Source organism: Paenibacillus sp. GCM10027629 (genome assembly GCF_042676425.1).
GTDB classification, from domain to species: Bacteria; Bacillota; Bacilli; order Paenibacillales; family Paenibacillaceae; genus Paenibacillus_K; species Paenibacillus_K terrigena.
Genome location: NZ_JBHTGZ010000003.1, coordinates 938035 through 953589 on the forward strand (window position 1 = coordinate 938035; position 15555 = coordinate 953589).

Annotated in this window: 15 protein-coding genes; all 15 read left to right on the forward strand. The window is 44.7% G+C overall.

All coding sequences use genetic code 11. The annotated features are described in order from the left end of the window. The first annotated feature begins 24 nt into the window (after positions 1–24). The 15 genes from ACFQZR_RS04870 to ACFQZR_RS04940 all read left to right on the forward strand — a co-directional run bounded on the left by ACFQZR_RS04870 (position 25) and on the right by ACFQZR_RS04940 (position 15538). Positions 25–951 carry a helix-turn-helix domain-containing protein gene (locus ACFQZR_RS04870; protein WP_379343346.1) on the forward strand — a complete coding sequence of 309 codons (927 nt, stop codon included), beginning with the start codon at positions 25–27 and terminating at the stop codon, positions 949–951. 29 nt (positions 952–980) lie between these two features. After that, positions 981–1472, forward strand: coding sequence for a YajQ family cyclic di-GMP-binding protein (locus ACFQZR_RS04875; RefSeq protein ID WP_314586225.1), 492 nt, complete (start codon positions 981–983; stop codon positions 1470–1472). 137 nt (positions 1473–1609) lie between these two features. Then, positions 1610–2938 carry a 30S ribosomal protein S12 methylthiotransferase RimO gene (gene rimO, locus ACFQZR_RS04880; protein WP_379343349.1) on the forward strand — a complete coding sequence of 443 codons (1329 nt, stop codon included), beginning with the start codon at positions 1610–1612 and terminating at the stop codon, positions 2936–2938. Then, entirely contained in the window at positions 2935–3525 is a 591-nt protein-coding gene (pgsA, locus tag ACFQZR_RS04885; protein ID WP_018757916.1) for a CDP-diacylglycerol--glycerol-3-phosphate 3-phosphatidyltransferase, read from the forward strand. The genes rimO and pgsA overlap by 4 nt, the downstream gene beginning before the upstream one ends. 58 nt (positions 3526–3583) lie before the next feature. Then, a complete protein-coding gene (locus tag ACFQZR_RS04890) occupies positions 3584–4831 on the forward strand; it encodes a competence/damage-inducible protein A (RefSeq protein ID WP_379343352.1) in 1248 nt (415 codons plus the stop codon). Positions 4832–5078: 247 nt separating this feature from the next. Continuing rightward, positions 5079–6125: a recombinase RecA gene (recA, locus tag ACFQZR_RS04895; protein WP_379343354.1), complete on the forward strand. Its 1047-nt coding sequence runs from the start codon at positions 5079–5081 to the stop codon at positions 6123–6125. A gap of 91 nt (positions 6126–6216) precedes the next feature. Further along, on the forward strand, positions 6217–6966 hold the full coding sequence (locus ACFQZR_RS04900) for a regulatory protein RecX (RefSeq protein WP_379343356.1): 750 nt from the start codon (positions 6217–6219) through the stop codon (positions 6964–6966). Between the two features lie 365 nt (positions 6967–7331). Further along, a complete protein-coding gene (rny, locus tag ACFQZR_RS04905) occupies positions 7332–8873 on the forward strand; it encodes a ribonuclease Y (RefSeq protein ID WP_018757920.1) in 1542 nt (513 codons plus the stop codon). 80 nt (positions 8874–8953) lie between these two features. Then, positions 8954–9745, forward strand: a complete 792-nt coding sequence (locus tag ACFQZR_RS04910; protein WP_379343829.1) for a TIGR00282 family metallophosphoesterase — start codon at positions 8954–8956, stop codon at positions 9743–9745. Between the two features lie 117 nt (positions 9746–9862). Then, entirely contained in the window at positions 9863–10123 is a 261-nt protein-coding gene (locus tag ACFQZR_RS04915; RefSeq protein ID WP_006286829.1) for a stage V sporulation protein S, read from the forward strand. A gap of 108 nt (positions 10124–10231) precedes the next feature. Continuing rightward, positions 10232–11176 (forward strand): dipeptidase, encoded by a 945-nt coding sequence (locus ACFQZR_RS04920; RefSeq protein ID WP_379343359.1) that lies wholly within the window; start codon positions 10232–10234, stop codon positions 11174–11176. A 207-nt stretch (positions 11177–11383) separates the two neighbouring features. Next, positions 11384–13117, forward strand: a complete 1734-nt coding sequence (locus ACFQZR_RS04925; RefSeq protein WP_018757923.1) for a 2-oxoacid:acceptor oxidoreductase subunit alpha — start codon at positions 11384–11386, stop codon at positions 13115–13117. A gap of 2 nt (positions 13118–13119) precedes the next feature. Beyond that, positions 13120–13986: a 2-oxoacid:ferredoxin oxidoreductase subunit beta gene (locus ACFQZR_RS04930; RefSeq protein ID WP_379343362.1), complete on the forward strand. Its 867-nt coding sequence runs from the start codon at positions 13120–13122 to the stop codon at positions 13984–13986. Positions 13987–14107: 121 nt separating this feature from the next. Continuing rightward, on the forward strand, positions 14108–14680 hold the full coding sequence (pduL, locus tag ACFQZR_RS04935; protein WP_379343364.1) for a phosphate propanoyltransferase: 573 nt from the start codon (positions 14108–14110) through the stop codon (positions 14678–14680). A gap of 255 nt (positions 14681–14935) precedes the next feature. Beyond that, on the forward strand, positions 14936–15538 hold the full coding sequence (locus ACFQZR_RS04940; RefSeq protein ID WP_379343366.1) for an undecaprenyl-diphosphatase: 603 nt from the start codon (positions 14936–14938) through the stop codon (positions 15536–15538). Positions 15539–15555 lie beyond the last annotated feature (17 nt).

Genomic DNA, 15555 nt, shown 5'->3' on the forward strand with positions numbered 1-15555 from the left:
CATTTCAATTGCGGAGGTGAGGATGTGTCGAATTTAGGAGACCTATTAAGAAACGCACGACTCGAGAAAGGGATGTCGCTAGATGACATTCAAGAGTTGACCAAAATTCGGAAGCGTTACTTAGAGGCCATTGAAGACGGTGATTACAAAGTATTACCAGGCAGCTTTTATGTCCGTGCTTTTGTCAAAACATATGCCGAAACCCTTGGCCTCGATTCTGATGAGATAGTCCAATTATACAAAAGTGATATCCCAGAGCCTGTATCTGAGTCGGCATCTGTGGAGCCTATTATACAGAAGCGTCGTCGTTCAGAGCGTCAGCGTCAAGATCGCGCAGGCAAATGGATTTCAGCGGTGCTCATGTGGTTGTTCTTAATTTTAATCGCTGTGGTCATTTATTTCTTCTATATCCACAAGGCGAGCCCGAGTACAGATAAAGTAGATACCGGCACGCAGATCACAGATGAGAAGAAACCACCAACCAAAGAAGAGAACAAGGGAACCGGAACTGAGACAAACCCTCAGACAACAACGCCGGAGACGACACCTGATGTTACCCCAGAGGTACCTGAGATCGTCGCACCGACAATCGTGCCTAGCGGCAAAATTGGGAAAGCGAACCGGATTAAAGTTCAGACGACATCGACTGAGCCGATTAAAGTCGAGATTACAGCGTCCGGTGCGAATAGCTGGTTGAACGTGTACAAAAAAGTATACAAAGGCGAAGAGTTATTCAACGCTAATCTGTTGGATGGTACAACACAAACCTTCGAGCTTGGTGAAGGCTTGTATATTCGTCTGGGCAATGCGAACCACATGGAGATTAAAGTCGGTGGTGTACCGATTGACGACGGAAATGTTGCTAGAGCAGAACGTTTTGTATTGCAGCCGGAAGTGAAAGCGCCGGATACGACAACAACAACCGATACATCTACGACAACCGGTGAATAGGTAGCGGATGACTTAAAGGGAGTGATTCGATGAGTTCTGAGAATTCATTTGATATTGTATCGAAGTTCGATATGCAAGAAATGAGCAATGCATTGAATCAAGCCGAGAAGGAGATTGCAACGCGGTTTGATTTCAAAGGCAGCAAGAGCAGCCTGAAGCTCGAGAAAGAAGAGCTTGTCATCATTTCTGATGATGACTTTAAGCTTGAGAATGTTATCGACATTCTGAAGTCGAAAATGACAAAGCGCGGGCTAGCACTAAAAAACCTTGAATACGGCAAGATTGAGCCAGCATCTGCAGGTACAGTTAAACAGAAAATTAAGTTGAAATCAGGAATCGATCAAGATAATGCGAAGAAAATTAATATCTTAATCCGAGATTCCAAACTGAAAGTGAAGAGTCAAATTCAAGGAGATCAAGTTCGAGTTACAGGTAAGAGCAAGGATGATCTGCAAGCGGTTATGCAAATGTTGCATAAGGCCGATCTGCCGATTGATTTGCAATTCACAAACTTCAAATAATTGTAAATGAACAACCTCGATCATGGGATACGTCCCGTGCCGAGGTTGTTACAATTTTGACACCGAATTGGGGTTGTATTATACTAAGTTAGATATAAACAGACTTATTGCGCATAGGTATGGGGGATGCATAACAAATGACTGAGAAGATTAAGATCGTAACCCTAGGCTGTGAGAAGAATCTCGTGGATTCCGAGATTATGTCAGGTCTTATTCATGAACGGGGCTATTCGTTGGTCGAAGATAAAGAGGATGCGACCGTTATTATTGTGAATACATGCGGGTTTATTGATGCAGCCAAGGAAGAATCGGTGAATACGATTTTGGATTTGGCAGAGCTCAAAGAGACGGCGAATTTGAAGGCGCTCATCGTATCGGGCTGCCTAACACAACGATACAAAGAGCAATTAATGGATGAAATGCCTGAGATTGACGGGATCGTAGGAACCGGAGATTTTGATAAAATCAATGATATTGTGGATGAGGCGCTTCGTGGAAGTAAGCCAATTCTTGTCGGAAATCCGGTGTTCAACTATGAGCAGAAGCTCCCGCGCAAAGTATCGACACCTCGGTTTACAACATATGTGAAAATCGCGGAAGGATGCGACAACGCTTGTACATTCTGCAGTATTCCAATCATGCGCGGTAAATTCCGCAGTCGTTCGATGGAATCGATTATTGCTGAAGTGGAAGAGCTAGCAGCACAAGGCGTCAAAGAAGTCAGCTTGATTGCGCAAGACTCGACGAACTATGGAACGGATTTGTATGATCAATTTATGTTACCAACTTTGATGAACCGGATTAGTGAAGTATCGGGGATCGAGTGGGTTCGACTACACTATGCTTATCCAGGCTTCTTCACGGATGAGCTAATTGACGCGATTGCAGATAACCCTAAAATTTGCAAATATATAGATATGCCATTGCAGCATAGTGAAGACGCTGTGCTCAAGCGGATGCGCAGACCAGGAAGACAGCGTGATACGAGAGAATTGGTCGCGAAGATCCGTGCACGCATTCCAAATGTATCACTTCGTACATCGTTGATCGTTGGTTTCCCGGGGGAAACGGATCAAGATTTCGAAAATCTATGTGAGTTTGTTAAAGATATTAAATTTGATCGCCTAGGTGTATTCACGTATTCGAGTGAAGAAGGGACACCAGCTACGCGCCTACCGGATCATCTCGATGAAGAGGTGAAGGAGTTCCGTGCGAATACGCTGATGGAGATCCAACGTCAAATTTCGAATGAAGTCAGCGGTAAGCATATCGGACAAGTTCTTGATGTCCTTGTAGAACGCTACGAAGGCCGTAATGATGTCTATGTAGGCCGTTCACAATACGATGCACCAGAAATCGACGGTGAAGTGTTCATTACAGATTGTAAAGTCGGCATAGGTGAAATCGCCAAAGTTCGTATTACACATGCTTATGAGTTTGACTTGTCTGGGGAGGGTGTCTCTTGAATCTCGCCAATCGTATTACCTTAATTCGTATTTTTCTCGTACCGATCATGATGTTTTTCTTGCTGGTGAAGACGGATTATTTCCCGGCTATTCATGTCGAGAGTTTTCAAATTACCTATAACCAGATCATCGCTGCCTTGATTTTCATTATTGCGGCGAGTACAGACGGTCTGGACGGCTATATTGCCCGCAGCAGGAAGATGGTTACAAACTTAGGCAAACTTCTTGATCCGCTAGCGGACAAGCTGCTCGTTGCTGCCGTTCTTATCTCTCTTGTTGATATGGGAAAATGCGATGCATGGATTGCGATTGTCATCATTAGCCGTGAATTCGCTGTAACAGGCCTACGCCAGATCGCGCTCCTTGAAGGGGCGGTCGTTGCTGCGAGTAAATGGGGGAAAATTAAGACCGCAGCGCAGATTACTGCGATCATTTTGATGCTGCTTAACAATTTTCCATTTGAGTTCATCGGTTTCCGATTTGATGAGGTTATGCTATGGGTTGCAGCGCTTGTAACGGTGTACTCGGGTGTTGATTATTTTGTGAAAAATAAAAATGTACTTCATTTTACAGACAAAAAACAATAGGCGACGCCTATTGTTTTTTGCTCATTATATAAGCATAGGCTTGAAGGGGGAACGATTTATGAAAGCAGAAATTATTGCCGTTGGTACTGAATTGCTGTTAGGTCAAATTGTGAATACGAATGCACAGTATCTATCACAGGAATTGGCGGCACTTGGGATTGATACATACTATCAGACGGTTGTTGGCGATAACCTTGGGCGATTGCAGCGTGCGATTGAAATTGCGCGTGAACGAGCAGATCTCGTGTTATTCACTGGAGGAATTGGTCCTACCCAGGATGATCTGACGAAGGATGCCCTTGCGGGTCTTCTTGGTCGAACATTATCTATCCATCAGCCTTCTATGGATGCGATAGAGCAGTTCTTTAGCAGTCGAGGCGCTCACATGGTGGAGAGCAATCGGAGACAGGCCCTTACTATTGAAGGGAGCACACCTCTTGCCAATGCAACGGGTCTTGCGGTTGGGAATGCGCTGAAGCATGACGGTACGTTCTACATTCTTCTTCCTGGTCCGCCGAAAGAAATGAAGCCGATGTTCGAGCATGAGGCCAAACGCTGGCTGCTTGAGCACGCTTTAACGAGTGAACAGCCGCTGTATTCCCGTATGCTGAAATTCGCCGGAATTGGCGAATCATCGCTGGAAGCACAATTGCTCGATTTGATCGAAAGGCAGCAGGATACGACGATTGCGCCTTATGCGAAAGAAGGCGAAGTGACGATCCGTGTATCCACCAAAGCCGCTTCTGCTGACGAGGCGAATGCGAAGCTGCAGGAAGTGGAGTCTGAGATTCGAAACCGGCTGTTCGATCATCTCTATGCTACGCAGGATGTGCCGATTGAGAAGGTCATTGTCGAGCGTATGCAAACCTTGGGGCTTACACTCGGCGCAGCTGAGAGCTGCACGGGCGGTCTGTTATCAGAGATGATTACCGCGATTCCAGGGAGCTCGCAGATGTTCAACGGGGGTGTCGTCTGTTACTCCAATGCACTGAAGCAGCAGTTGTTGAACGTGCCGGTGACATTACTGGAAGGCCCCGATGCGCCGGGGGCAGTTAGCAGTGAAGTAGCAGAGATGCTAGCAGATCAAGTTCGTCAATTGACGAATTCTGATTTTGGTATCGGAATTACGGGTGTAGCGGGACCAGGAATGTCGGAGCGGAAGCCTGCAGGACTTGTCTATGTCGCCATAGCACAGAAGGGCAAGCCTACGGAGGTTATGAAGTTACAGCTCCATGGCGGCCGGGAGATTATTCGTCTGCGTTCTGTGAAGACCGTGTTGTACCATTTATGGCGAAGACTCGGGTAAGTCAAGATGAAACAAATGGAATATTTCTGTGGAAATTCTTGATATTTACATGTATACCTTGTATAATAAGAACAATGTTAACGGAAGAACCGTAGCGAAGTGTAACTTTGCTGCGGTTTTTCGCGCTATTTTCCGAATCGCCCACCCCTGCGTGACGAAAAAAACGAATGTATGTTCGAAAAAATGCTTGGCAAAGGAACAAAAACAAGTTATCATGATACTATAAATGAAAAAGGAAGTGAGTTCATTGTCAGATCGTCGCGCTGCGTTAGAAATGGCTTTACGGAATATTGAGAAACAATTTGGTAAAGGTTCGATCATGAAACTCGGTGAATCCACACACATGCAAGTGGAAGTTGTACCGAGCGGATCTTTAGCATTAGATATTGCACTTGGAATCGGTGGGTTTCCACGCGGAAGAGTTATTGAAGTTTATGGACCGGAATCATCAGGTAAGACGACGGTCGCATTGCACGCCATTGCTGAAGTTCAGAAGCAAGGTGGACAAGCTGCCTTTATCGATGCCGAGCATGCTCTTGATCCGTTGTATGCGAGCAAGCTAGGCGTTAATATTGATGAATTGCTCTTGTCTCAGCCGGATACAGGGGAGCAAGCGCTTGAAATCGCTGAAGCCCTCGTACGAAGTGGTGCAGTCGATATTATCGTTATTGACTCCGTCGCTGCACTTGTACCGAAAGCAGAGATCGAAGGCGATATGGGTGACTCACACGTCGGTCTACAAGCACGTTTGATGTCCCAAGCACTTCGTAAATTGTCTGGTGCGATCAGCAAATCGAAGACGATTGCGATCTTCATCAACCAGTTGCGTGAGAAAGTTGGCGTAATGTTCGGTAATCCAGAGACAACACCAGGTGGACGTGCTTTGAAGTTCTACTCCACGGTTCGTCTGGATGTAAGACGTGTCGAGACAATTAAGCAAGGCAATGACATGGTCGGTAACCGTACACGGATTAAGGTCGTGAAGAATAAAGTCGCACCTCCGTTCAAACAAGCGGATATCGATATTATGTACGGCGAAGGAATTTCTCGTGAAGGAAGTATTATCGATATTGGAACGGAACTAGATATCGTGAATAAAAGTGGTGCATGGTACTCCTATGAGAATGAGCGTTTAGGTCAAGGTCGTGAGAATGCGAAGCAATATCTCAAGGAGAATGTTGAGATTTCCAAAGTGATTGAGAATAAGATCCGTGAAGCAAGTCAGCTCTCGACTACGGTTCCGATTACATCGAACGATGATGAAGAGGAAGAGGAAGATTTCGAGCTAGAATAAGTATTTGCCCCCTTCGTGAAGGGGGCATCTTTTATAGAGAGCGATAAATGAACAATCCAAGTGATTTAGTGAGGAAGGGAGGAGATGAAACATGCACAACGGTAAAGAAAAAGAGGAGCAGGTGAAGGAACAGAAGTGGTCGCCAGCACCTGGTGTTGAGCTAATAATAACGGCTGTAGAGCTCGTGCCCAGGCAGAAGCGTCGATATCAAATTTTTGTGAATGAGGAACAAGCTTTTACGGTCCATGAAGATGTTATGGTGAAGTATCGACTGCTCAAAGGTTCAACCATCGATCATGAAGAACTCCTTCCTATCATGGTGGCAGACGAGCTACAGCAAGCCTATGTGCAGTCCATTCGATATTTAGGACGCAAACCACGTACAAGCCATGAAATACAGCAGCAGTTAACACAGAAGGGTTTTGATGCGGAGTTGATCGAACGGGTCATTCTGCGTCTCATGGACGAGCGCTTAATTGATGATAATCTTTATGCGAAGCAATGGACGGATCAGCGGGTTCGCAATCATAAGAAAGGAAGACTTATGATTAAGCATGAGCTGCAGCAGAAGGGAATCGATAAATCCGATATTGCACAAGCTATGGAGGAACTGAACACCGAGGATGAGCAAGAGAGTGCCTATCGCGTGGGACTTCGTAAATGGCAGAGTACAAAAGGGGAGCGCTATGAGCGCAAAAGAAAAGTTGTTGCATTTCTCATGCGTCGTGGATTCCCATCCCATGTGGTAAGGAATGCTGTTCAGCGGATCATGGAGCAGCAAGAGGATGACGAGAGTAATGGCTATGATGAAGAAACTTTTGAGGAAGATTTTTATGATTAATGCGGTTGAACTGGATGCAATTGTATGAATTTTGGTTGGAATATCGTGCTATTTTTATGATTTGCTCACATAAGTACAAGGATTCATGTCAATTGCTTGACAACTTCTTTTTACAAATACTAAAATGAAAATGTATTATACGAATTCTGAATCAATTTTTCCTTCCAAAAAGTTGATTCAAACTGATTAATTTCGCCAATCATTGACTCGCTTATCTTGTTCCTAGGGAAGAAGATAAGGTATGTGTAGCGTAAGAGGTTTACTCGCTATACAGTTGAAACCGATGAATATGTAAGTGAAACGGATTGAAAACCGAATAAGCCCAGGCATTGTCTTGGAGAAACAACGAGGAGGTGAAATAGATCATGAACCCTATTCTCGCAATCGTTCTCGTTGTAGCCGCTTTGGTCATTGGTTTTGGGGTTGGATATTTTATTCGGAAATCTCTTGCTGAAGCTAAAATTTCAAGCGCTGAACACGCTGCTGAGCAGATTATTGAGAATGCGAAGAAAGAAGCAGAAGCGCTTAAGAAAGAGACAGTGTTGGAAGCTAAAGACGAGGTCTTTAAAGTCCGCGCTGAAGCTGATAAAGACATTCGTGAACGCAGAAATGAAATTCAACGTCTAGAACGTCGAGTGCTGCAAAAAGAAGAGTCGCTGGATAAAAAATTAGAATCACTAGAACGCAAAGAAGAGCAAGTGGCAAGCAAAGAGAAACGAATCGATGAAACGCAAGAGCAGATTAATGTGATCTATAAAAATCAAATGGCTGAACTTGAGCGCATTTCCAACCTTACGATGGAAGATGCACGTCAAATCATCCTTACGAATGTTGAACAAGAAGTTCGCCATGAGTCAGCACAAATGATTAAAGAAATTGAGCAACAAGCCAAAGAGGAAGCAGATAAGAAGGCACGTGAGATTATTACCCTTGCGGTCCAACGTTGTGCAGCAGATCATGTTGCAGAGACGACGGTATCTGTTGTCACCTTGCCTAACGAAGAGATGAAAGGCCGTATTATTGGTCGTGAAGGCCGTAATATTCGTGCACTTGAGACGCTGACAGGTATCGACTTGATTATCGACGATACGCCAGAAGCAGTCATTCTGTCAGGATTCGATCCAATTCGCCGCGAGATCGCTCGTACATCGCTTGAGAAGCTGGTTGCCGATGGACGTATCCATCCAGCTCGCATCGAAGAGATGGTCGAGAAATCGCGTAAAGAAGTCGACGAGCGTATCCGTGAATACGGTGAGCAGGCGACATTCGAGGTTGGCGTACATGGATTGCATCCAGATCTGATTAAGATCCTAGGCCGTCTGAAATTCCGGACGAGCTATGGCCAGAATGTGCTCAAGCACTCGATGGAAGTGGCTTATCTCACGGGTTTGATGGCAGGAGAACTCGGCGAAGATATCACGTTGGCGAAACGTGCTGGATTGCTGCATGATATTGGTAAAGCGCTAGATCATGAAGTGGAAGGATCTCATGTTGAAATCGGCGTGGAGTTAGCGAAGAAATACAAAGAACATCCTGTGGTAATTAACAGTATCGCATCCCACCATGGCGATTGCGAAGCAACATCGGTTATCGCAATGTTAGTCGGTGCCGCAGATGCGTTGTCGGCTGCTCGTCCAGGTGCGCGTAGAGAGACGCTTGAGACCTACATCAAACGACTTGAGAAGCTCGAAGAGATTTCCGAATCGTTCGAAGGTGTTGAGAAATCCTATGCGATCCAGGCAGGCCGTGAAGTCCGTGTCATGGTTGCACCGGATAAGATTGACGATACGGAAGCATTCCGCTTAGCACGTGATATTACGAAGACAATCGAGAGCGAACTCGATTATCCGGGACATATTAAAGTTACGGTTATTCGCGAGACACGCGCGGTTGAATACGCTAAATAATGACCATAATGAAAAGTGGCTGATTTACTTAGGCCACTTTTCGTTTTCTTTTATGGCTAGGTAATGAGGAGGAGAATGACATTAAAGTATTATTCATTGGAGACATCGTTGGGAATACAGGTAGAAAAGCATTAAAATATATGCTCCCGCAGCTGAAAGATAAATATAATCCACATATTATTATTGCCAATGGTGAAAATGCAGCTGGCGGTAAAGGCATTACAGGCGCAATCGCAAGAGAATTTTATGATATGGGCATTCATGGTCTTACGATGGGAAACCATACGTGGGATAACAAGGAAATTTTCGAATTTATAGATGATGATCAACGTATCATTCGACCAGCTAACTATCCCGAAGGTACACCGGGCAGAGGCTGGATGACGGTGAAGGCGAACGGTAAAGAGCTAACCGTGATCAATATGCAGGGTAGAACCTTTTTACCGCCGATTGATTGTCCTTTTAAGAAAGCCGATGAGATTCTTGATCAGGTGAAGAAGAAATCATGTATCTTTTTTGATTTTCATGCCGAAACGACATCGGAGAAAATTGCAATGGGATGGTATCTTGATGGACGCGTGTCCGTCATGGTCGGGACACATACTCATGTACAGACAAATGATGATATGATTCTTCCTGAGGGAACGGCATACATTACTGATGTGGGCATGGTTGGGTCGAAGGAGGGTGTCCTCGGCGTGAATCGCGAGGCGGTGCTTCACAAGTTCAAAACCCAGCTCCCTGTCCGATTTACTGTCGATGAAGGCAAATGGATGTTCCATGCGGTTTACGTTGAAATTGATGAATCTACGGGGCGTGCGACACGGATAGAGAAGATTCGCCGATACGAAGACGAGTGGGTTATGAACTAACGGCTAACCCTGCATGATTGAAGGAACTTCTTTGTGGGAAAAGGAGGAATTTATTCCGCATCTCACGAATATGAGTAATAGTGGAATCCATTCATCATTCCCGAGGAGGTACTTATCATGGAAGTATTAAAAGTTTCAGCAAAATCCAATCCAAACTCCGTAGCAGGTGCACTGGCAGGCGTCCTACGTGAGCGTGGAGCGGCCGAATTGCAAGCGATTGGTGCTGGTGCATTGAATCAAGCGATTAAAGCTGTAGCGATTGCCAGAGGATTTGTAGCGCCTAGCGGAGTGGACTTGATTTGTATTCCTGCATTTACCGACATTGTGATTGATGGTGAAGATCGGACGGCAATTAAGTTGATTGTCGAGCCAAGATAAATATAACATCATGAATGGAGCCTGTTTACGTCGTAGACAGGTTTTTTTGCGTTTTATACCGATTGCCAAGTTGTACTCAAAGAATAGAGTGTGAGGGGATGCGTCCTGATGAGAAGATACCAGATCGTGGATATGCATTGTGATGTCGTTAGCAAGATGCTTCAGAACCCGGCCATTTCATTTACTGATGATGAGTCACTCGATGTGAGTCTCGAACGTCTCCAGCAGGGACAAGTCAAGGCGCAATGTTTTGCTATCTATTTGTCAGAACATCTCGGAAAACCTCGATTCGAGCATATTTTACATAGTATCGATGTGTTTCAGCGTCGCATCCTAAATCATCGCGAGATGAGATGGATTCGATGCCAGAATGATTGGAATCAACTGGAACAAACGGATCAAATAGGAGCGCTGCTGTCATTAGAAGGCGTCGATGGATTGGAAGGTGATCTGACGTATGTAGATTTATGCTTTCAATTGGGTGTTCGCTTAGTGGGGTTTACATGGAATTACGCGAATTGGGCTGCTGATGGCATTTTGGAACCGCGAAATGGAGGCTTTACGCTGAAGGGAAGGAAGCTAATTGAGCGCTGCGATGAGCTTGGCCTGATCATGGACGTATCCCATTTGTCGGAAGCTGGATTTTGGGAGCTGCATGCGCGCACCGCGAGTAAGTATATAGCCTCTCATTCCAATGCCAGAGCGATATGCGGCCATCCGAGGAACCTGACAGACGAGCAAATAAAGTACATGATCGCAAGGGGAGGACGGATCGGGATGAATTTCTTTCCGCCATTTGTACGAGCAAATGCACCTGCAGCGATCCATGACCTCCTGAAGCATATTGAACATATCTGCAGTTTAGGAGGAAGTAAGACGATTATGCTCGGATCAGACTTCGACGGCATCGATCGATTTATTACCAATTTAGAACATTCAGGAAAATATGAAAATCTACGGAATGCCTTGCTGCAGCGCTATCCAGAGGATTTAGTAAATGGATTCCTCTATAAAAACGCTTCCACTTTTATGAGCGGTGCTTTGCCAAAGTGAAAGAAAGACTAATTCTATCATCTATTATTGATATGATTTCAATCGAAAAGTGCTATCTAAGTTTCCGCCGAAAACGCTTGCTTTTTACTAGTTCTAGCCATAAAATTTAGTTGACTCATTGAAAAGAAAAAATTTTCTATGTCACATTTTAGGGAATTTTGGCACTTATCATTCTAACGCGAGTCACAACTAAAGGAGTGGGCGAGCTTGATTAGTCAATTGTCTTGGAAAATCGGGGGACAACAAGGGGAAGGCGTAGAGAGTACAGACCGTATTTTCTCCACAGCATTAAATCGACTAGGATATTACTTATATGGATACCGTCATTTTTCTTCCCGGATTAAAGGTGGACACACGAACAATAAGATTAGAATCAGTACGAAACCGATTCGTGCAATTTCGGATGATCTGGATATACTCGTTGCTTTTGACCAAGAAAGTATTGACTTAAATGCACATGAATTGAGACCTGGCGGCGTCGTTGTTGCAGATGCGAAATTCAATCCAACGCTTCCTGAAGGTATTAACGCAAAATTATTCCCAGTACCGATCACTGCGATTGCAGATGAACTAGGTACATCCCTAATGAAGAATATGGTTGCTTCTGGTGCGTCCTGGGCATTGCTCGGACTTCCGTTAGAAGTATTTAATAAAGCAGTAGAAGAAGAGTTCGGCCGTAAAGGCGCAGCAGTGGTCGAGAAGAACGTTGAGGCGGTACGTCGCGGATCTGAGTTCGTATTAGAGCTTGCAGGTGGCCCGCTTGAAGAGTTCAAGCTTCAACCAGCTGACGGCGAACAGAAACTGTTCATGATCGGTAACGATGCGATGGCACTCGGTGCCCTAGCAGCAGGATGCCGCTTCATGCCAGCCTACCCAATCACACCAGCTTCCGAAGTGATGGAATATCTCATTAAGAAGCTTCCAAAATTCGGCGGTACAGTGATTCAGACAGAAGATGAGATCGCAGCGATTACGATGGCGATTGGCGCTAACTTCGCAGGAGCGCGTTCGATGACTGCATCTGCAGGTCCTGGACTTTCCTTGATGATGGAAGCGATTGGCCTTGCAGGAATGACAGAGACGCCTGTCGTTATCATCGATACACAACGTGGAGGTCCAAGTACAGGTCTTCCGACGAAGCAAGAGCAAAGTGATATCAATGCGATGATCTATGGTACACACGGTGAAATTCCAAAGATCGTTCTTGCTCCAAGCTCCATCGAAGAGTGTTTCTACGATATGATCGAAGCATTCAACTTGGCTGAGAAATACCAATGCCCAGTTATCGTAATAACAGACTTGCAGCTCTCACTAGGTAAACAGTCCTGTGATGAGCTTGACTATAACAAAATTGTGATTGACCGGGGTAACTTGGTTCGAAATGCACCTGAACTTGAACCGAATCAATTGTTCAAACGTTATGAGTTCACAGAAGACGGTATTTCACCTCGTATCTTACCAGGTGAGAAATACGGTATTCACCATGTAACAGGCGTAGAACATGATGAGACAGGACGCCCATCAGAGAGTGCAGTTAATCGTAAGAAGATGATGGATAAACGTCTTGGTAAAATGGACAATATTAAAGTGACGAACCCAATTCATGTGGATGCACCACACGAAGAGCCAGACTTGCTGATCGTAAGTATGAGCTCAACGGGCGGCACAGTAGATGAAGCAAGAGTAAGACTGGAAGAGCAAGGTCTGACAACGAACCATATTACTGTTCGCTTGTTATACCCATTCCCTACAGAACAATTCGCTCCGTATGCTGAGAAGGCGAAGAAAATCATCGTTCTAGAGAATAATGCTACAGCACAACTTGCTTCGCAAATTAAATTGAATGTTGGTCATGCGGACAAAATCGAAAGTGTCTTGAAATACGACGGTAATCCATTCCTGCCTTCGATTGTCTACAATGCATGTAAGGAGTTGGTGTAACGATGGCAACTTTTAAAGAGTTTCGAAACAGTGTTAAACCGAACTGGTGCCCAGGCTGCGGCGACTTCTCAATCCAAGCAGCTATTCAAAGAGCAGCAGCGAATGTCGGTCTTGAACCAGAGAACTTAGCGGTTGTCTCCGGTATCGGATGTTCCGGACGGATTTCAGGATATATTAACGCTTATGGGCTTCACGGGATCCATGGTCGTGCGCTTCCAATTGCGCAAGGCGTGAAGATGGCAAATCGTGAACTTACCGTTATTGCTTCCGGTGGTGATGGTGACGGATTTGCGATTGGTATGGGTCACACAGTTCACGCGATTCGTCGTAACATTAACATCACTTACATCGTTATGGATAATCAGATCTATGGTTTGACGAAAGGTCAGACTTCTCCACGAAGTGCGGAAGGGTTCAAGACGAAGAGTACACCGGATGGTTCGATCGAATCTACCTTGTCACCGCTTGAAATTGCTCTCTCTGCTGGAGCTACATTCGTCGCTCAATCGTTCTCTAGCGATTTGAAGCAATTGACGACATTGATCGAAGAAGGAATGAAGCATGAAGGCTTCTCGTTAATTAACGTATTCAGCCCATGCGTAACCTTCAATAAAATCAATACGTATGATTGGTTCAAAGAGAATATCGTCAACCTTGAGAGCATTCCGGATTATGATCCTTCGAACCGTATCCAAGCGATGACGAAATTGATGGAGACTGGCGGTATGTTAACCGGATTGATCTATCAAGACAAATCAAGAAAATCTTACGAAGACATGGTTGTTGGATTCCATCAAGAAGGTATCGCGAACCAAGATATCCAAATTTCGGAAGCGGATTTCAGCAAACTTGTGGCAGAATTCAAATAATTCTATGAAAGACGTACGGATTGTGCCGTACGTCTTTTGATTTTTTGAGACAAGGGTGTATAATAGGTATGCTTCTGAAATAGGGTAACAACTTAGAGAGAAAACTAAAGAGGTGGAAAACATGAAAAAAGAAGTACCTGTCGGTGTATCAGCACGTCATATTCACTTATCCCAAGAGCATATCGAGCAATTGTTCGGTAAGGGCTATCAATTAACAGAATTCAAACCATTGTCTCAACCAGGTCAGTTCGCAGCGAACGAGACGGTTGAAGTCGTTGGTCCGAAAGGTGCCTTCGGCAAGGTCCGTATTCTAGGTCCTGCTCGGAAAGCAACACAATTAGAAATTTCTCGTACAGATGCCTTCGCTATTGGTATTAAAGCGCCTGTACGTGAGTCTGGTGACACAGAAGGAACGCCAGGTATGGTTATTAAAGGACCAGCTGGTGAAGTTGAGACAAACGACGGTGTCATCGTTGCAGCGCGTCACATCCATTTCCATACATCGGATGCTGAGAAATGGGGCATTCAAGATAAGCAGCAGTTAAAAGTTCGTCTTGGTGGAGAACGTGGTCTTGTTCTTGAGCATGTCATTGCACGTGTATCGGATCAATTCGCATTAGACATGCACATTGATACGGATGAAGCGAATGCAGCGGGTGCCAAAACAGGTGATACTGCAGAAATTATTGATTAATATAGATGACCAGTATGAAGAGAGTGCGAAGGCACTCTCTTTTTTACCACATAAGAAAGTATAAGTTTTCACAAATGTAGCGAAAACTTCTTCTGATTGGCGATAAAAACAACCGTTGAACGCGGTCGCACTTCTTCGAGAATACTTCGATAGAAGTTTTTCTCATATATAGATAAACTGGATAATAAATTATGCTTTCTCATCTCATTTTCATCTTTCTCTTTTACAATAGCTTAACAGAAAGGATGGAATGAAATGATTGCAAATATTGATTATCAAGTGTTTCAATGGTTAAATGATTTTGCAGGGAAAGAAACTTTTCTAAATGTGGTGATGCGATTTTTTGCCGAGCGTGCAGAATATATCATGATTATAGGCATTATTCTGTATTGGTTCACGCGAACCAATACCAATCGAATGATGGCCATTCAATCATTGATCGCAACGGCTGTTGGATTCGGGACTAGCGCGCTAATCGCAAATTTCTTTTATCGGGATCGTCCATTTGTTGCGCATGTAGTCAATCAATTGATCCCGCATGCGGCGAATGCATCGTTCCCAAGTGATCATGCAACGGCTGCTTTTGCCATTGCGATGACTTTCTATATTGTTCGCAGGAGAGAAGGGAAAGTGTGGCTTCTGTTCGCAGCGTTAATCGCGATTTCCCGCGTATGGACAGGTGTACATTATCCGACAGATATTATTGCGGGTGCATGTCTAGGGATGGTAACGGCGTGGGGCGTACATAAGGTATGCCATAACTGGAAATTCGCCAATCAACAATTACAAGCGTGCATCACACTGTATGAGAAAGTCGAGCATAAGATCCTCCCGAAGAAGCATAGTCGGGAATTGTAATAAACACAGCAGAGAGG